The sequence below is a fragment of the Phytobacter diazotrophicus genome (assembly GCF_052061655.1).
Taxonomy (GTDB): Bacteria; Pseudomonadota; Gammaproteobacteria; order Enterobacterales; family Enterobacteriaceae; genus Phytobacter; species Phytobacter diazotrophicus.
In genome coordinates, this window is sequence record NZ_CM125428.1 from 4,395,536 (window position 1) to 4,414,427 (window position 18,892).

The window sequence follows — 18,892 nt, forward strand, 5'->3', positions numbered from 1 at the left end:
CTATTCAGATTATTGCACCCATCGGACCACTTTTATTTCCAGGTTATACTGATCAAGGAATCCGCTGCGTCGGTTTTATTTTTATTGAGGACACCTATGAGTCAGGCGCTTACAAATCTGCTGTCATTATTGAATCTGGAAAAAATAGAGGAAGGTCTGTTTCGAGGGCAGAGCGAAGACTTAGGTCTGCGCCAGGTGTTCGGTGGTCAGGTGGTTGGGCAAGCGCTATACGCGGCGAAAGAAACCGTACCGGCAGACAGGCTGGTGCACTCGTTTCACAGCTATTTTCTGCGTCCGGGCGATAGCCAGAAACCCATTATTTATGACGTTGAAGTGTTACGCGACGGTAATAGTTTTAGCGCTCGTCGCGTGGCGGCCATTCAAAACGGGAAACCGATTTTTTATATGACGGCGTCATTCCAGGCACCGGAACCAGGCTATGAGCATCAAAAGGCGATGCCTTATGCGCCAGCACCGGAGTCGTTGAAATCCGAAACGGAAATTGCCCGCGAGCTGTCTGCGTTTTTACCGCCGCTGGTAAAAGAGAAATTTCTCGGCGATAAACCGATTGAAATCCGCCCCGTGGAATTTCACAACCCGCTAAAAGGACACGTCGCCGAGCCAACCCGCCAGGTCTGGATGCGCGCCAATGGCACGTTGCCGCAGGATTTACGCGTCCAGCAATATCTGCTCGGCTACGCGTCGGACTTTCACTTCCTGCTGGTTGCGCTCCAGCCACATGGCGTAGGTTTTCTCGAAAAAGGCATGCAGGTGGCAACCATCGACCACTCCATGTGGTTCCATCGCCCTTTCGATTTGAACGACTGGCTGCTTTACAGTGTGGAAAGTACCTCGGCATCGAGCGCACGCGGTTTTGTCCGCGGAGAGTTTTACAACCGGGATGGCGTCCTGGTCGCCTCCACCGTGCAGGAAGGGGTGATGCGTAACCGCGATGCGGCGGTCTGACCGCAGTACAATAACAAAAGCCTCCCGATGGGAGGCTTATGTTGCTCAGGAGATAACTCAGTTCGATCAGGCGTTGTAGGCGTTCTCGCCGTGGCTGTTGACGTCCAGCCCTTCGCGTTCCTGATCTTCCGGAACACGCAGACCCACTGTCATGTCAGCCAGTTTGTAACCGATGAAGGCGACGACACCAGACCATACGATAGTGATGGCGATACTTTCCAGTTGTACCAGAACCTGATGGCCCATCGTCACACCTTCGGCATAACCCACGCCGCCCAGTGAAGTGGCTGCGAAGATACCTGTCATGATACAACCTACGATACCGCACACGCCGTGAACACCGAAGACATCACACGGGTCGTCAACACGCAGCCAGCGTTTCAGAGCAGTAACGCCCCACAGCCCCGCCAGACCTGCAACGATGCCCACGATCAGCGCGCCACCCACACCAACGTAACCACACGCCGGGGTGATACCCACGAGGCCAGCAATCGCACCAGAACAGGCACCCAACAGAGACGGTTTGCCGCGCAGCGCCCACTCACCGAAGACCCAAGAGAGGATTGCACCCGCTGTTGCCACAACGGTGTTAACGAAAGCCAGACCCGCAATTTCGTTCGCCGCGCTTGCAGAACCCGCGTTGAAGCCGAACCAGCCAAAGTAGAGGATTGCCGTACCGGTAAATACCATCGGCAGGTTGTGCGGTTTAAACGCTTCTTTACCGAAACCGACGCGTTTGCCAATCAGGTAAGCACCCACCAGGCCTGCAACGGCTGCGTTGATGTGAACGACTGTACCGCCCGCAAAATCCATGGCGCCATGGGTTGCCAGCAGACCGCCGCCCCAGACCATGTGTGCGATCGGCACGTAGGACAGCGTCAGCCATACCACGACGAAAATAAGAACTGCGGAGAAACGGATACGTTCTGCCAGCGCACCGACAATCAGGCCAACGGTAATACAGGCAAACGAACCCTGGAACGCAACATGAATGTACTGATAGATGGTGCCCATCAGCGCTTTCAGCTCAATATTTTTCAGCATCACCCAGTCGAAGCTACCGAAGAAGCTGCCGCCAGTGCCAAAGGCCAGAGAGTAGCCGTAAACCACCCACAGCACGCATACCAGTGCGAACGTAACCGCAACCTGCGTCAGCATAGAAAGGACGTTTTTACCGCGGATTAAACCACCATAGAACAGGGCGATGCCCGGAATTGACATAAACAGCACCAGCGCGGTGCAAATCATCATAAAGGCATTGTCGGCTTTATCGACGACAACCGGATCGGCTGCCATAGCCAGACACGGCAGTAATGCCAGCGAGGCCAGACCCGCTTTTAATAGTGCTTTCTTCATTTTACCCATCCCCTCACTGTGTGCCAGGTATTACAGTGCCGCTTCGTCGGCTTCGCCGGTACGAATACGAATGACGCGTTGCAGCTCGGCAACGAAAATTTTGCCGTCGCCAATTTTTCCGGTGTAGGCCGCTTTGCTAATGACATCAATCACTTCATCGAGCTGATCGTCAGCAATCGCCACATCAATCTTCACTTTTGGCAGGAAGTTAACGCTGTACTCCGCACCACGGTACAACTCAGCGTGTCCTTTCTGACGTCCGAAACCTTTCACTTCGGTCACGGTTAACCCTTGAATACCAATTGAAGACAGCGCTTCACGAACGTCTTCCAGTTTGAATGGCTTAATTACCACGGTAACCAGCTTCATAGATCCCCCTCCAGTCGAAAATCGATAATGGCCGCAGCTAATACGCAAGAGATATTGCAAGCGGTGTGCCAAAAATGAAAAATGGGAAAATTTCAGGCTGTTAAGCCGTCTCAGAAGGATGTCATAGCGCAGCGATGAAAATGGGAATGGTTCAGATTGTTCCTGGAAAAGAAAAACGCACCACGACAGTGCGCAGTGCGTTACTTTTTTGCACCAACAGCGGATCCTGTTAGTAGCATGCTTAATTTTGGTGCATCAGGCGATTAGCGATTCTTCTCGAACACTGGCGGCAAGCTCCTCCCCTGCCAGTTGCAGTTGATACATCTGCCAGTAGCGCCCTTTTGCCTCAAGCAGTTGCTGATGCGTGCCACGTTCAACGGCCTGACCGCGATTGAGGACAAGAATGGTTTCCGCCTCGACAATCGTCGACAGCCGGTGTGCAATCACGACCAGCGTCGTGTGCTGCCGGACCGCCACCAGCGCCTGCTGAATGGCCTTTTCGGTGCCTGAATCGATATTCGCCGTTGCTTCGTCCAGAATCAGAATTTGCGGTGTATCAACCAGTACACGCGCCAGCGCCAGCAGTTGCTTCTGCCCAACGGAGAGATTATTCCCCTGCTCGCCAAGGCGGGTATAAATCCCCTCCGGCATTTCGCGCGCCAGCCCGGCCAATTGCACCACCTCCAGCGCATGCCAGACCTGCTCCTCAGAAATATCACGCCCCAGCGTGACGTTGGCAAAGAAGGTATCCGCCATCACCACCGGGTCTTGTTGCACCATCGCCACCCCTTTACGCAGTGTGCTGTGGCTCAGCGCGGAGAGTGGCCGGCCATCCAGGCGGATTTCTCCTTTGGTCAGTGGGTAGTAGCCCATGAGCAGGCTTGCCAGCGTGCTTTTACCGCTACCGGTATGCCCCACCAGGGCCACAAAACTGCGGGCAGGTACATTCAGGCTAATGTCCTGCAGCACCAGACGGTCATCACGATAGGCAAACGAGACATCGTTGATATCAATAGATCCGCTTTTTAGCGGCTCATCGTCGTAACCATAGGTCTGGCGTGGACAGTCCATCAGCTCAAAGACACGCTCCCCGGCCACTACCGCCTGCTGGAGCATCGACTGCTGGGTCGTCAGCTCAATCAACGGTTCATTCAGGCGACCAAGATAACTGATAAAGGCATACAGCACCCCAACCTCCATCGTGCCAGCCGGGCTAAAACCAAACAGCATTAACAGGCCGCACAGCACCAGAGCGGAAAAGAGGCTCAGTAAAGGACGCAGCAGGAAGCCATCGAGACGTAACGTCTGCATTCGCGCCAGGTAATGGGAACGACTTGCTGAACCCATGCGCTCACCAAAACGCGCCTGCTGGCGAAACTGCTGGATCACGCTCATCCCATTGATGACTTCGTTGAAACCATCGTTGATATCCGCCAGGTAAGCCCGCATACGTCGCACAATTGGCGTGCTGTAACGCTGATAAATCAACATCACGATGATAACCGCCGGGAAGATGCAGATAGCGACAAGCGCCATGCGCCAGTCGAGGCTGAACATCGCCACCAGCATCGCGCCTATCAGCGCGGCACTGCGCAATACTGTCGCCACCACCGTCACATAGAGATCGCGGATCACTTCGGTATCGTTGGTCACGCGCGAAATGATCTGCCCGACCGGCTGGGTGTCGAACGCGCTCAGCGGCTGTCGCAGAGCAGCATCCATCACATCGGTACGCAACCGCTGTACCACGCCGACGGCGGCCTGGTTAAACAGTAGCGCCTGGGCATAATGCAGCCCGGCCGCCAGCACCTGCAGGCCGACATAGACAACGACCATGCCCGCCACCAGCCCAACGGGCAGGTAACTTTTCGCCACCATATTATCGATAAAATAGCTGATCAACGCCGGGCCGGACACTTCCGCCGCCGCCGCAACCCACAGCATCACGACGGCTTTGGTCAACGGTTTGCGCCAGGGAGAACCATAGACCAGCAAACGTTTCAGGGTAGGCCACTGTTGCACTAACTTACGCATCAACCGCCTCCTCTGGCGTGTCGTCCAGCGCCGCTTCCAGTTGTTGATAGCGATACATATCGCGATACCAGCCGGGCTGGCGCGCAAGCTGTTCATGTTGCCCGCGCTGTCCGATATGTCCGTGCTGCATCACTAAAATCTCACTGGCTTCCGTCAGCGCCGACAGGCGGTGGGCGCTGATAATTACCGTACGCCCTTCTCCCCACTGACGCAGGTTATGGAGAATCTGGTGCTCGGTGCGGCCATCTACAGCAGAGAGCGCATCGTCCAACAGCAGAATCTCTGCGTTCAGCAGCAGCGCGCGGGCAATTGAGATACGCTGCTTTTGCCCGCCGGAGAGCATCACGCCGCGCTCGCCGACTTCGGTATCGTAGCCCTGCGGCAGGCGCAGGATATCCTCATGCACGCTGGCAAGCCGCGCCACATGTTCAATCTCGTCCTGCGTCGCCCCCGGTTTACCCAGCGCGATATTATTGGCGACAGTGTCGGAGAACAGGAATGGCGTCTGATTCACCACCGCCAGGCGGCTGCGCCAGTCATCCAGTTTTAGTTGCGTCAGCGGCACCCCATGAAAACGAATATCCCCTTGCTCAATATCGAAATGGCGCTGAATCAGAGAGAGCAAGGTGGATTTACCCGCCCCCGTTGGCCCACAAATCCCTAACATCTGGCCAGGTAACAGGGAGACATTCACATTATTCAAAATCGGATGTGCCGTTTGCGGATACGTAAATTCGCGAATCGTAATCTGCAGGCTACCGCGCCCTTCCGGAACAGGTTCGGTGCCGTCGGTCACCACCGGCGCTTCCGCCAGCATGTCGCGAATACGGCTATAGGCGGCGCTGCCGCGCTCAACGATGTTAAACATCCAGGCCAGCGCCAGCATCGGCCAAATCATTAAGCCAAGATACATGGTGAAGCTGGTGAGTTGCCCCAGCGTGAGCGAGCCCTGAATCACCATCCAGCTCCCGCCGCCAATCGCCAGCAGGTTTGCCATGCCGATAGCAATATAAATGGTCGGATCAAAACGGGCATCGACGCGGGCGACACGCATGTTTTTTGCCCCGGTATCGGCGGCCTCCGCGGCAAACAGCGCCGATTGCCTGTCTTCCAGACCAAACGCTTTGATCATGCGAATGCTGGTCATGCTCTCCTGAGTACGATCGTTCAGAGAGGAGAACGCTGCCTGCGCCAGCTTGAAGCGCTGATGCAACTGGTCGCCGTAACGTTTAATAAAAATGGCCATAATCGGCATTGGCAACAGCGATAACAGCGTCAGTTGCCAGCTAATCTGGGTGGACATCACCACCAGCACCACACAGCCCATCACCAATGAATCCACCAGCGTGAGCACGCCTTCCCCGGCGGCAAACACCACCCGGTCAACGTCATTTGTAGCGCGCGCCATCAAGTCGCCGGTACGGTGGCGCAGATAAAATTCCGGATGCTGGCGGCTGAGCTGGCGGTAAAAATCTTCGCGTAGCTCGACGGCGAGCTGATAGGACGCGCCAAACAGCCAGACACGCCAGACATAGCGCAGCAGGTAGATGACGATAGCAATCAGCACCAGTGTGCCTACCCACATCATGATCTGCGATGCGGTAAAGTGGTGGCGGGTAACGCCATCGACAATGATCCCCACCACCTTAGGCGGGACGAGTTGTAGAATCGCAATAATGATAAGCAGGCCTACAGCACCGAGATAGCGTCGCCACTCCCGGCGAAAGTACCAGCTTAACTGAGCAAATAATCGCACGCGGTTACATCCTGAACGTGAGTTTTCCGGCTACCGCCGGGAGGGTTATTCAATGGGCAAAGCCGTGGTATATTTTATCTGTTCCATCGCAAAACTGGATGTCACATCGGACAAGCCAGGTACACTATTGACCAGTTTTTTGTAGAAGTCGTCATAACGTTTCATGTCCGCAACCTGAACGCGTAACAGGTAATCATACTCCCCTGCCATACGCCAGAATCCAAGCACTTCCGGCATTTCCGAGACCACGGCGGTGAAGCGACAGTACCAGTCGCTGCTGTGATGCTGGGTTTTGATCAGCACAAATGCGGTCAGGCTCAGGCCAAGTTTCTCCGCATCCAGCACGGCCACACGTCCGAGCAGGATCCCCTCCTCCTCAAGCCGCTTTAGTCGTTTCCAGCATGGCGTGCTGGTCAGATTAACGGCATCCGCCAGCGCCTGCAAAGAGAGCGTGCAGTCCTGCTGGAGCAACGAAAGCAACTTACGATCTATTTTATCTAGCATTACGCCTTCCCGGAGAAAGTTTTTCTCTTAACAGTCTATTTCAAAGTTTAAATGGCAACAATTTTTCCTGCGTTTTCCGCTAATCTGGGCACAAAATGATAAATGGAAACGATGTATGAACAGTGACTGGGTTAAGCACGCCATTAATGAAATCAATGCCGATTATCAGCGCTCTGCGGACACGCACCTGATCCGTCTCGCGCTGCCTGCTTTCCCCGGCATCAGGCTCTATCTGAAAGATGAAAGTACGCACCCAACCGGAAGCCTCAAACATCGGCTGGCGCGTTCACTCTTTCTCTATGGCCTGTGTAATGGCTGGATTAAAGAAGGCACCACCATCATTGAAGCGTCATCCGGTTCAACGGCGGTATCAGAAGCGTATTTTGCCCGTCTGCTGGGATTACCGTTTATTGCCGTTATGCCTTATTGCACGGCAAAACGAAAAGTCGAGCAGATTGAATTTTACGGTGGTCGCTGTCACTTCGTGGAGAGCGCCTGCGAGATTTACGCGGCCTCAGAAACCCTGGCGCGTGAACTGAACGGCCATTATATGGATCAGTTTACCTATGCCGAGCGCGCCACCGACTGGCGCGGTAATAACAACATTGCGGATAGCATTTTTCGCCAGATGAAAAACGAGCCGCATCCGGTGCCGGACTATATCGTCATGAGCGCAGGTACGGGTGGCACATCGGCCACTATCGGGCGTTACATTCGCTGTCAGGGCTACAGCACCGAACTGATGGTCGTGGATCCGGAAAACTCGGTATTTCTCGATTTCTGGCAGACCCGAGACGCCAGGCTGCGTTCCTCGGTGGGAAGCAAAATTGAAGGCATTGGCCGACCACGCGTCGAACCGTCATTTATTCCTGACGTGGTGGACGAGATGTTGCGAGTGCCGGATGCCGCCAGTGTGGCAACGGCGCAATGGCTGGAGACACAATTAGGGCGTCGGGTTGGCGCATCGACCGGCACCAATATGTGGGGAGCCCTACAACTGGCGGCGCGTATGCGCGACGAGGGGCGAAGCGGTTCTATCGTGACCCTGTTGTGCGACAGCGGTGAACGTTACCTTGATACCTACTACAACCCGCAGTGGGTCGAAGCCAATATTGGCGATATCCGCCCGTGGCGGGAAGAAATTAACTCGCTGATAAAATAAAAAAGCCAGGCATTCACACCTGGCCGCTGGAAAAGATCTCATCATTCGGGGGAATAAGGAAGATTAGGTGTATCCAGCCAATGCGTTAAGAAGTGCGACACGGCCTGATCGCGGCAGTGTCCAATAATCGGTAAGTGTGGAAGCGCGGCGCGCAACTGTGGCATGGCATTTCCCATGATCATGCCGCGCCCTACGCTTTCCAGCATCTCTCTGTCATTCATGGCATCGCCGAACGCCATGCAATCCTGCATCGGCACGCCTAACAGCGAGCTGAGCATGGTCAATGCCGAACCTTTGTTGCAGCCGAGCGGTAATACCTCCAGACAGTAAGAGGCGGAAAAGCATAAACTCGCGCGTCCGCCTAACACTTCATTCATCTGAATCCGCAAGCGGCACAGGTCGTCATGTTCACCCACAAAACAGATTTTGGTCACGTCATGGGCAGGCAGGCGCTTGAGATCCACCAACTGGTAAGTGAATCCACTGTAGATATGTTCGTCCAACGCCTCCGGGACAGGTTTATCCGTCATCCAGCCATCATCGTTAAACGCATGGATGCTGGCCTGCGTATCCCATTTGCTGTGCAGTAAGAGTTCAGCCACTTCGGGATCAAGGTCCTGACGATGTAAAAGCTCCCCCTCCAGAGAGTGGACGCGCGTGCCGTTACCGGTTATCAAAAAAGCGTCCAGCGCGAGGATATCGATGAGCTTACGCATCTCCAGCGCATGCCTGCCGGTCGCAAAAGTGAGGGTAATGTCGCGTTCACGCAGACGGCGCAGCGTCGCTACAGTTTGCTCACCAAGGCGGTGATCGGGCATCAACAAAGTACCGTCCATATCAAAAGCAGCCAACCGGGCCATATTTCATCTCCAGATGTGATCACCGTGTATTGCGCAGAAGTATTGCCTGATATATACGGAAGTAATAGTGAGCAGATAGAGAGAATTGTTCCGGGTTTATGCGACTCCTTAACAGACTCAATCAATACCAGCGCCTCTGGCAGGTCTCATCAGGAGAAGCGCAACAGGTCAGCGTGGCCGAACTTGCCGCACGCTGTTTTTGCAGCGAACGCCATATGCGTACGCTGTTACGCCAGATGCAGGAAGCCGGCTGGCTGAACTGGGATTCCCGTTCCGGGCGGGGTAAACGTGCGGCCCTGCAGTTTTTGCGGACGCCGGAATCCCTGCGCCAGGAGATGATGGAGCAGGCGCTGAATGAGGGCCAGCAGCAAAACGCGCTGGCGCTGGCGCAGCTCGCGCCGGAAGATTTGCGCATTTTACTGAATCCGTTCCTTGGCGGGCTCTGGCAAAACGATACCCCGACGTTACGCATTCCTTACTACCGCCCCCTGGAGCCGCTACGGCAGGGTTTTTTACCTGGCCGTGCGGAACAGCATCTTGCCGGGCAAATCTTCTCTGGCCTGACGCGTTTCGTGGACGATAGCTTTTTACCGCAGGGGGATTTAGCGCACCACTGGGATATTAGTGAGGACACGCTGACCTGGCGGTTTCATATCCGCACGACATTGCACTGGCATAACGGCGATGTCGTGAATGTTCGTCAGTTAGCAACACGTTTCATGCTACTCCTTGAACTGCCCGCCTTGCGGACGCTGTTCGCCAGCGTCAAAAGCGTAGAGGCTACCCATTCCCACTGTCTGACATTTACATTGCACCATCCAGATTTCTGGCTGGCACACCGTCTTGCCAGCTATGCCTCCACGCTGGCGCATCCGCAAATGCCGCTTATCGGTACCGGGCCGTTCCGTCTTGCCTCATTCAGTAAGGAACTGGTCAGACTGGAAAGTCATGAGCAGTACCACCTCACCCATCCATTATTGAAAGCGGTGGAGTTCTGGATTACACCGCAGCTTTTTGAACAGAATCTCGGGACCAGTTGTCGCCACCCTGTGCAAATTGCGATTGGCGAGCCTGATGAGCTTGTGCATTTGCAGCAAGTGAGTAACAGTGTCAGCCTTGGGTTTTGTTATCTGACACAGCGTATTGGCGCGAATCTCACCCCGGCACAGTCACGACGCCTTGTGCAAATCATCCATCAGACGTCGCTGCTGGAGACACTGCCGCTGGATGAAAACCTCATTACCCCCAGTAAAGAACTTCTCCCTGGCTGGACGATTCCGCAGTGGCCACCGGAAGAGAGCGTTGAGTTACCGCCCACGCTAACCCTGCTTTACCATCTGCCGGTGGAATTACACACTATGGCGCAACAGTTCAAACGTTATCTGGCCGAACTGGGTTGCGATGTCACGCTGATTTTTCATGATGCGAAAACCTGGGATGGGTGCAGTGCGCTGGCGCAGGCAGACTTACTGATGGGCGACAGGCTGATTGGCGAAGCCCCGGAATATGCGCTGGAACAGTGGTTGCGCTGCGACCCGGTCTGGCCCAATGTACTCAGCCGTGCGCAATTCTCCCATTTGCAGGCAACGCTCGATGCCGTGCAAAGCTTGGCGGACGAAACTGCGCGTAGCGAGGCGTTGCAGGCGGTATTCAGCCACCTGATGGATGAGGCCATACTGACACCGCTGTTTAATTATCAGTATCGGATTAGCGCGCCACCAGGCGTAGAAGGCATTCGCCTGAACACCCGTGGCTGGTTTGATTTTACCCAGGCCTGGCTACCGGCACCGGCGCGGTGAAGAAGCTGGTCGGGGCAATCCGCACGCGCTACCATATCGCCTTTATGAATGAATACCGGGAATAATTATGAAACGTGCCGTAGTCGTGTTTAGTGGCGGGCAGGATTCCACAACCTGTCTGGTTCAGGCGTTGCAACAATACGATGAAGTGCATTGTGTCACCTTCGATTATGGTCAGCGTCATCGTGCGGAAATCGATGTGGCGCGTGAACTGGCATTACAGTTAGGTGCACGTGCGCACAAAGTGTTGGATGTAACGTTACTGAATGAACTGGCAGTTAGCAGCCTGACGCGCGACAGCATCCCGGTACCGGATTATCAGCCTGATGCCAGTGGTATCCCGAATACGTTCGTACCCGGGCGCAATATTCTGTTTTTGACCCTGACGGCCATTTACGCATATCAGGTGCAGGCCGAAGCGGTGATCACCGGCGTTTGCGAAACCGATTTTTCCGGTTATCCGGACTGCCGCGACGAGTTTGTCAAAGCCCTGAACCATGCGGTTAATCTGGGCATGGCGAAAGACATTCGCTTTGAAACGCCATTGATGTGGATAGATAAAGCCGAAACCTGGGCGCTGGCAGATTACTGGGGCAAGCTGGAACTGGTGCGCAATGAGACGTTGACCTGCTATAACGGCATCAAAGGCGATGGTTGCGGACAGTGCGCCGCCTGTAACCTGCGGGCGAATGGCCTGAGCCATTACCTGGCCGATAAGGCCGGGGTGATGGCAACCATGAAAAAGAAAACCGGGTTGAAGTGACGCACCTTTCTGGGTTCCCAGGTGCGCTGCGGTATGAACCGGGAACATGGCTTCCCCGGGCTACAATTTGTATCCACTGCGATAATCGCGTAGATACTGTTATGCCGCGCAAGCATTTCCCTGATGTAACGTGGCATCGAACGGGCGTCCTGACTTCAGGACGCCATAGGCAACCTGCGCCAGTTTCCTCATCATCGCCCCGATTATCAGCTTCGCATTCTTCCCGTTCTTCTCCAGCCGTTCCCTGAACACCCGGCCCCATTCCGTTTTGTACAGCGTCACCATCGCTGGCATGTACAGCGCACGACGCAGCGACGCATGGCCCAGTTTACTCATCCTGCTCACCCGCCTGATACTGCTGCCTGATTCATGTTGCCGGGGCGTCAGACCTGCATACGCCGCGAACTGCCTCGCCTCCCTGAACCTGTCTTTCAGTCCCACATAAGCCAGCAGCACCGCTGCGGTTTTCGGGCCTATGCCCGGGATACTGTCCAGCAGTTTGCGCCGCTGTTTCATATCCGGGTCATCATCCGTCAGGTCTTTTATCTGGTTTTCAAGACGTTTCAGTTCCGTCTCCAGCCACAGCAGATGCATGTCTATGCTCGGCAACTGAACCTCACGCGCGCTTTCCCGCCGGTTCTGCTCCTGTACATGCATCTCTGTCAGCGCCTGATGCCGCAGCACCAGCGCCCGCAGGGCACGTTCAACCGGATGGGGGCTTCCCATATCGCCGGGCGTTTCTCCCGGCAAAAATATGCCAGCTGGCGGGCATCCACCGTATCGGTTTTGCTGCGTATTCCCTGGCTCTGAACGAACGCTTTGCTGAGCATCGGATTGATAACAGAGACCTGATATCCTGCGTCAGAGAGATGAGCGGCGACATCTTCCATATACGTCCCGGTCGCTTCCATGCAGATATGGGCATTGCTGACCTGATGTCCCTGCAACCAGCTGACGAGCTCGTCATGCCCTCCGGGGGTGTTGGCAAATTTTTTGCTGCGGTGACGGCCATCAGGCCGCAACATATCGACATCGAGTTTAGCTTTGGCAACATCAATGCCGATAAAGTGAAGTTCGTACTCCATAGTGTAACCCTCCTTGCAAATGCGGGGTACCGGGTAATCCGGTCCATGATACTGTTCGGTTTATCACTTGTGGATAACGGTGGTCCGGTGCGGGGATCTACGATACAGACTCAAAGTCTGAGCCCGGATACGGCATCCGGACCACCACCAGAGAGAACTGGCCGGTTATCTCTGGATTTTTTAATAATACAAGCCCGGATGCGGCGCAAGCGCCTTATCCGGGAGATTTTTGCGACTGTCACGCCTCTTCGCGGATCATCTCTTCCAGCCTTTCACGTAACTCCCCTTCCAGCGCCAGCGCCTTTTGCGTTTTAAGATCGATACACACAAAGGTCACTAACGCATCCGCCACCACTTCACCTCCCGGTTCCAGCGTCACGACCTGGCTGAGTACGCCGCTTCGTCCGTTAATCTGTTTAACGTGGCTGGTCACCGTCAGGCGGTCGCCCAGCACGGCAGGACGACGGTAATTGATATTGATGTTGACGACCACGAACGCGATGTTATTCGTCGTCATCCATTTAAAGTTTTCATTGTTTTCCAGCCCATCCCAACGCGCTTCTTCCAGGAATTCCAGATAGCGGGCATTGTTCACATGCTGATAGACATCGAGGTGATAACCACGAACTTTGATCTGAGTCTGCATAGCGCTTTAACCTTTACTTTTGTTATAGGAACAGAGGCCATAACTGGTATGACCTCTTTAGTCTGGCAAAATTTCGCCACTACGCAAGCATCATCTTTTATAGGGTCAGATTTCCGAGGTTGCGTTCAACAAGCGCGCTCCCCATACCAGGCACCTGCTTGAGATCGTCCAGGGTCTTAAAGGGACCGTACTCTTGCCGGTAGCTCACAATCGCCTGCGCTTTTTTCATGCCCACCCCATTCATCACCCGCGCCAGATCCTCGGCGCTGGCGGTATTAATGCTAACCCTTGTACCGTCATCATCAGTGCTTTTTGCCGGGTCGGGGGTTTTAGCATTCGGCGTCGCGCCATTATCGGCTTTGGTTTGTACCGCTGGCGCTTTCGCACCACCGCCATTGGGGGCAGCCAGCGTATTATGGCTGATGCCAGCACAGGCAAAAGAAAGGGTCAGTAAAAGTACTTTGATTCCATGTTTCATGCTGTTTCTCCTTGGTGTTTAACAACGAGGCTACGATAAACAACCGGGAAAAACGGTACAAATGGCGAAGCGCAAATGTGGAAAAGGCCGCGAAAGCGGCCTTTTGAATTGCAAAGCGTTGCAATATTTGTGGGAAGCGTCTCGTTATTCCTGCTGTTCCATAATCGCGCCAAGTTTGATTTTGGCCTCTTTACGCAAGTTGGTCATCAGCGCCTCGAAAGCGATCTGTGCATTGTTCTGGGTAATACCCTGAACCATCGCTTTCTTCTGGTCGTCCGGCATGGTGCCAGCTTTCACTTCATCTAACGCCAGAATCGCGACATTGCCCTGGGCATCGTTCGCTACGCCATAGCCCGGTTTGTCTTTTTCAGGCAGCGGCAGGCTAAAGGCCGCCTGGCTAATCGGATCCTGACCGGTACGAGTCAAGGTTTTCGCTGCGCCAAAACTTAACCCTGCGGCTTTCAGCGCATCGTCGCCTTTACCCGCTTTCAGTTCAGCGATCAGCTTGTCAGCATCCAGTTTGGCCTGCTGCTCCGCTTTGTTATGCTTAACAATATCACTGACCTGAGCTTTAACCTCTTCCAGTGGCTTAATCGCTTCTGCTTTATGCTCACTCACACGCAGCACGAAGGCGCGGTCACCATCGACAGTAATAATGTCAGAGTTACTGCCCGGCGCACCGTTCACACCCACCAGACCACCGTCAAAAATAGCATTGGCAACCGGTTTAAAATTAAGCTCTTGCGGCAGGCTGTCACGGCTAAACCAACCCGTTTCAATGGCTTTTGTTCCGGCGACTTGCTCAGCACCCGCCAGAGATTCATTATCGTTGCTTGCGGCTTCGCTCACCTTCTGTTGCAGGGCATACCAGGCATCCAGTGCCTTATCCTGCTTCACTTTCGCGGCGATCTCGTCATGAACGTCGCTCAGCGGTTTAGCTTTTGCAGGCTGAATGTCATCAAGACGAACAACCAGGAAGCCAACAGAAGATTTGATCACGCCTGACAGTTGGCCTTTGTCTTTCAGGCCTGAATTTTTCAGTTCATCAGGTGTGGTGGCCGGCTCCAGCCACCCCATATCACCGCCGTTACGGGCAGAGATAATGTCAGTGGATTTTTCTTTCGCCAGTGCGGCAAAATCTGCCCCTTTGCTCAGTGCGTCCAGCACGGCTTTCGCGTCATCTTCTGTTTTGGTCTGAATAACGCTATAGCGATTAAGCTGTGGCTGCGTGAACTGATCCAAGTGCTGATCATAGTAAGACTGAATATCCGCGTCGCTGACGTCCTGCTGCATGTTAGCCGCATCCAGCTTGATATAGCTGACACGGAACTGCTCCGGGGAGACAAAGCGGGTTTTATTCTGCTCATAGAAGCCAGCGATCTCCTGATCGCTTACGGTCTGTTTTGCCGCCAGCGCATTCACGTCGATCAGCGCCTGACGCACAACGCGCTGCTGGGAAACCAGCGCCGCCAGTTCATCCGTCTCACCTTTGAGCATGAAGTCAGTACCCGCAATCGCGTTGATCAGTTGCTGAGAAGTCAGTTGATTGCGCAGCGCCTGCGCATACTGATCTGCATTCATACCCATTTGGTTGACGATACCGTTGAAACGGTCGTTATCGAATTTACCGTTGGTCTGGAAAGCCTGGGTGGAGAAAATCGCTTTCTTAACCTGCTCATCGCTGATGCCCAGGTGCAGGTTATGCGCGTACTGGTCCAGCAGTGCTTCGTCGATAAGGCGGTTCAGCACCTGCTGACGCATGGATTTGATATAGTTTTCATTCGCGGCCAGCTCTGAGAACTGGTCACCCAGCTGTTGCTGCATACGATTACGTTCACTGGCAACCGCATTTTCGAATTGTGCGCGACCAATCTCCTGGTCATTTACCTTTGCGGCATAATTATTGTTACCGCCAATAAGGTAGCTACTGACGCCGGTCAAAATGAACGACACGATAATGACGCCGAAAATGATCTTGAGCACGATGCTGTTTGCTGCCGTGCGTAAATTGTCCATCATGGTGTAACAACACTCCGCTGTAGGTGACTGTAGACCTCTCGCAGTCACTCAGTTTCCCGACGCTGCGTATAGGGTCGTATTTTGACAAGAAAAGGGGGCAATTGTCAGCCCACAACTCGCAGAAACTCAGATAAGAGTGACTGAATAAATAAAAAAGGCACATCTCTCGATGCGCCCTTGTACTTTTCACCTCCCACAGGGAAGCGATCAGTTAACCGCGTCTTTCAGTGCCTTGCCAGCGCGGAAGCCCGGAACCTTAGCCGCGGCGATAGTGATTTCTTTGCCGGTCTGAGGGTTGCGACCTGTACGCGCAGCACGCTCTTTAACAGCAAAAGTACCAAAACCTACCAGCGCTACATCGTCCCCTTCTTTCAGAGATTCAGTAACAGAAGCAATTAAAGCATCTAACGCACGTCCAGCAGCCGCTTTAGAGATGTCAGCCCCCGCGGCAATCTTGTCTATCAGTTGAGATTTATTCACTCTTCTCTTCCTCTCTTTATAATTTATATCGCGCCTGAGTCCTTCACAGCGCGACCGCGCAGCAGTTATATCAGGCCTGTCATGCCCTTACAACACCAGTTGATGATGACACACCCAACCAGCAATCTAAATTAGCTATACAAAAAAAGGCTGGCAAGTCCGAAATGCCTTACCAGCCTTGTTTTTATCAACGCTCTTTGCGCGCGGTCACTATTTTGCGGTCGCGACCTGCATACCAAACGGTTCGTTTTGCAATGCCAGGGCCAGAACCTCGTCAATGCGCTTAACCGGATGGATGTCCAGGTCGGCAATGACGTTTTCCGGAATTTCCTCAAGATCGCGTTTGTTCTCGTAAGGAATTAGCACGGTTTTGATCCCGCCACGGTGTGCCGCCAGCAGTTTTTCTTTCAGGCCGCCAATCGGCAGAACCTGGCCACGCAGGGTAATTTCACCCGTCATCGCCACATCAGCACGTACCGGGTTACCCGTCAGGCAAGAAACCAGCGCAGTACACATCGCGATACCGGCGCTCGGGCCGTCTTTCGGCGTAGCCCCTTCCGGTACGTGAACGTGAATATCGCGTTTTTCGTAGAAATCCCCGTTAATACCGAGTTTTTCCGCCCGTGCACGCACCACGGTCAGCGCAGCCTGGATAGATTCCTGCATAACTTCACCGAGCGAACCGGTATAAGTCAGCTTGCCTTTGCCCGGTACGCACGCGGTTTCGATGGTCAGCAGGTCACCGCCGACTTCGGTCCACGCCAGCCCGGTTACCTGACCCACACGGTTTTCGTCATCCGCACGGCCATAGTCAAAGCGCTGAACACCCAGGTAATCGTGCAGGTTGTCCCCGTTAATCTCGATGTGTTTCAGTGTCGGATCCATCAGCAACTGTTTCACCGCTTTACGGCACAATTTCGAGATTTCACGCTCAAGGCTACGCACGCCCGCTTCACGAGTGTAATAACGGATGATCCCGACAATGGCGCTGTCATCCACGGTCAGTTCCGTCGGTTTGAGCGCATTACGTTCGATCTGTTTCGTCAGCAGATGCTGTTTAGCAATATTCAGCTTCTCATCTTCCGTGTAACCGGAAAGACGGATGACTTCCATACGATCGAGCAGCGGTGCCGGAATGTTCATGGAGTTAGACGTCGCGACAAACATGACATCGCTGAGATCGTAATCCACTTCCAGATAGTGATCGCTAAATGCAACGTTCTGTTCCGGATCAAGCACTTCCAGCAAAGCAGACGCCGGATCGCCACGCATGTCCGAAGACATTTTGTCGATCTCATCAAGCAGGAACAGCGGGTTTTTCACGCCCACTTTGGCCATCTTCTGGATCAGTTTGCCTGGCATGGAGCCAATGTAGGTACGACGGTGACCGCGAATTTCAGCTTCGTCACGCACGCCGCCCAGCGCCATACGGATGTACTTACGTCCTGTCGCTTTGGCAATGGACTGACCCAAGGAGGTTTTACCCACCCCCGGTGGTCCAACCAGACACAGGATTGGGCCTTTGAGTTTGTTCATACGGCTCTGCACCGCGAGATACTCAAGGATGCGGTCTTTGACACGCTCAAGGCCATAGTGGTCGGTATCGAGCACTTCCTGCGCCTGACGCAGGTCTTTTTTCACTTTGCTGCGCGCATACCACGGAACCTGAATCATCCACTCGATATAACCGCGGACCACGGTGGCTTCCGCAGACATCGGGGACATCATTTTCAGTTTCTGCAGTTCGGCTTCGGCCTTCTCTTTTGCCTCTTTTGGCATTTTGGCCGCGTCGATTTTGCGTTTCAGCGCTTCGTTTTCATCCGGCGCGTCATCCATCTCGCCGAGTTCTTTCTGAATGGCCTTCATCTGCTCGTTCAGGTAGTACTCGCGCTGAGATTTCTCCATCTGTTTTTTGACGCGATTACGGATACGTTTCTCGACCTGCAGCAGGTCGATTTCCGATTCCATCATCGCCATCAAATATTCCAGACGTTCATTAACGTCGGACATCTCCAGAACGGACTGTTTGTCGGCCAGTTTCAATGGCATATGCGCGGCAATGGTATCGGCCAGACGCGCAGGATCGTCAATGCTGTTCAGCGAAGTCAGCACTTCCGGTGGGATTTTTTTGTTGAGCTTGATATAGCCTTCAAACTGGCTGATGGCAGTGCGTACCAGCACTTCCTGCTCGCGCTCATCAATGGCCGGGGAATCAAGGTATTCCGCTTTAGCCGTGAAATGTTCGCCATTATCCGACAGCGTGGTAATGCGCGCGCGCTGCAGACCTTCCACCAGCACTTTGACAGTGCCGTCAGGCAGTTTCAGCATCTGCAGAATAGAGGCCACGGTCCCGACGGTGAAAAGATCGTTTACACCCGGCTCATCCGTTGAGGCTTCTTTCTGTGCAACCAACATGATTTTTTTATCATGGTCCATGGCCGCTTCAAGACAACGGATAGATTTTTCCCGCCCTACAAACAGGGGTATGACCATGTGCGGATAAACCACCACATCGCGCAACGGCAATACGGGGATTTCAATGCGTTCAGAACGCTCAGGATTCATAGAGCTCTCTCTTAGTTTAATGTCCGCCAGGTAATCCGGTGACGTGACTG

General features: G+C 54.0%; 15 protein-coding genes and 1 pseudogene. 4 read left to right on the forward strand and 12 right to left on the reverse strand.

Translation table 11 applies throughout. From position 1 onward, the window contains the following. Positions 1-96: 96 nt before the first annotated feature. The gene (tesB, locus tag ACS0RQ_RS21495; RefSeq protein WP_041852486.1) at positions 97-966 is read left to right on the forward strand and encodes an acyl-CoA thioesterase II; all 870 of its coding nucleotides are present in this window, start codon (positions 97-99) and stop codon (positions 964-966) included. 66 nt (positions 967-1,032) lie between these two features. Here the strand turns inward: tesB and amtB are convergent, their stop codons facing one another. The 5 genes from amtB to ACS0RQ_RS21520 all read right to left on the reverse strand — a co-directional run bounded on the left by amtB (position 1,033) and on the right by ACS0RQ_RS21520 (position 6,985). Continuing rightward, positions 1,033-2,322, reverse strand: coding sequence for an ammonium transporter AmtB (gene amtB, locus ACS0RQ_RS21500; protein ID WP_271850355.1), 1,290 nt, complete (start codon positions 2,320-2,322; stop codon positions 1,033-1,035). Between the two features lie 30 nt (positions 2,323-2,352). After that, positions 2,353-2,691, reverse strand: coding sequence for a P-II family nitrogen regulator (gene glnK, locus ACS0RQ_RS21505; protein ID WP_002891893.1), 339 nt, complete (start codon positions 2,689-2,691; stop codon positions 2,353-2,355). A 255-nt stretch (positions 2,692-2,946) separates the two neighbouring features. Continuing rightward, complete coding sequence (locus ACS0RQ_RS21510; protein WP_132439382.1) at positions 2,947-4,725, reverse strand: SmdB family multidrug efflux ABC transporter permease/ATP-binding protein; 1,779 nt, start codon at positions 4,723-4,725, stop codon at positions 2,947-2,949. Beyond that, entirely contained in the window at positions 4,718-6,481 is a 1,764-nt protein-coding gene (locus ACS0RQ_RS21515; RefSeq protein ID WP_271850356.1) for a SmdA family multidrug ABC transporter permease/ATP-binding protein, read from the reverse strand. Before ACS0RQ_RS21515 ends, ACS0RQ_RS21510 begins: the two co-directional genes overlap by 8 nt. Positions 6,482-6,526: 45 nt before the next feature. After that, entirely contained in the window at positions 6,527-6,985 is a 459-nt protein-coding gene (locus tag ACS0RQ_RS21520; RefSeq protein WP_041852490.1) for an Lrp/AsnC family transcriptional regulator, read from the reverse strand. A 115-nt stretch (positions 6,986-7,100) separates the two neighbouring features. Here ACS0RQ_RS21520 and ACS0RQ_RS21525 point away from each other — a divergent pair, with 115 nt between their 5' ends. Beyond that, positions 7,101-8,147: a PLP-dependent cysteine synthase family protein gene (locus ACS0RQ_RS21525; protein WP_041852491.1), complete on the forward strand. Its 1,047-nt coding sequence runs from the start codon at positions 7,101-7,103 to the stop codon at positions 8,145-8,147. 41 nt (positions 8,148-8,188) lie between these two features. Here ACS0RQ_RS21525 and cof read toward each other — a convergent pair whose 3' ends face one another. Further along, on the reverse strand, positions 8,189-9,007 hold the full coding sequence (gene cof / locus ACS0RQ_RS21530; RefSeq protein ID WP_271850357.1) for an HMP-PP phosphatase: 819 nt from the start codon (positions 9,005-9,007) through the stop codon (positions 8,189-8,191). A 98-nt stretch (positions 9,008-9,105) separates the two neighbouring features. Here cof and ACS0RQ_RS21535 point away from each other — a divergent pair, with 98 nt between their 5' ends. Both ACS0RQ_RS21535 and queC read left to right on the forward strand, forming a co-directional pair. Beyond that, entirely contained in the window at positions 9,106-10,806 is a 1,701-nt protein-coding gene (locus ACS0RQ_RS21535) for an SgrR family transcriptional regulator (protein ID WP_271850358.1), read from the forward strand. A gap of 67 nt (positions 10,807-10,873) precedes the next feature. Beyond that, positions 10,874-11,569, forward strand: a complete 696-nt coding sequence (gene queC / locus ACS0RQ_RS21540; RefSeq protein WP_271850359.1) for a 7-cyano-7-deazaguanine synthase QueC — start codon at positions 10,874-10,876, stop codon at positions 11,567-11,569. A 99-nt stretch (positions 11,570-11,668) separates the two neighbouring features. Here the strand turns inward: queC and ACS0RQ_RS21545 are convergent. The 6 genes and pseudogenes from ACS0RQ_RS21545 to lon form a co-directional block, all read right to left on the reverse strand. Further along, positions 11,669-12,654, reverse strand: a pseudogene (locus ACS0RQ_RS21545) (IS110 family RNA-guided transposase). A 238-nt stretch (positions 12,655-12,892) separates the two neighbouring features. Then, complete coding sequence (locus ACS0RQ_RS21550) at positions 12,893-13,300, reverse strand: YbgC/FadM family acyl-CoA thioesterase (protein ID WP_041852495.1); 408 nt, start codon at positions 13,298-13,300, stop codon at positions 12,893-12,895. Between the two features lie 97 nt (positions 13,301-13,397). Beyond that, positions 13,398-13,778, reverse strand: a complete 381-nt coding sequence (locus ACS0RQ_RS21555) for a helix-hairpin-helix domain-containing protein (RefSeq protein ID WP_271850724.1) — start codon at positions 13,776-13,778, stop codon at positions 13,398-13,400. 144 nt (positions 13,779-13,922) lie between these two features. After that, a complete protein-coding gene (ppiD, locus tag ACS0RQ_RS21560; RefSeq protein ID WP_271850723.1) occupies positions 13,923-15,797 on the reverse strand; it encodes a peptidylprolyl isomerase in 1,875 nt (624 codons plus the stop codon). 207 nt (positions 15,798-16,004) lie between these two features. Next, the gene (hupB, locus tag ACS0RQ_RS21565) at positions 16,005-16,277 is read right to left on the reverse strand and encodes a nucleoid-associated protein HU-beta (RefSeq protein WP_041852498.1); all 273 of its coding nucleotides are present in this window, start codon (positions 16,275-16,277) and stop codon (positions 16,005-16,007) included. Positions 16,278-16,487: 210 nt separating this feature from the next. Beyond that, entirely contained in the window at positions 16,488-18,842 is a 2,355-nt protein-coding gene (lon, locus tag ACS0RQ_RS21570; protein WP_079497563.1) for an endopeptidase La, read from the reverse strand. Positions 18,843-18,892: the final 50 nt, after the last annotated feature.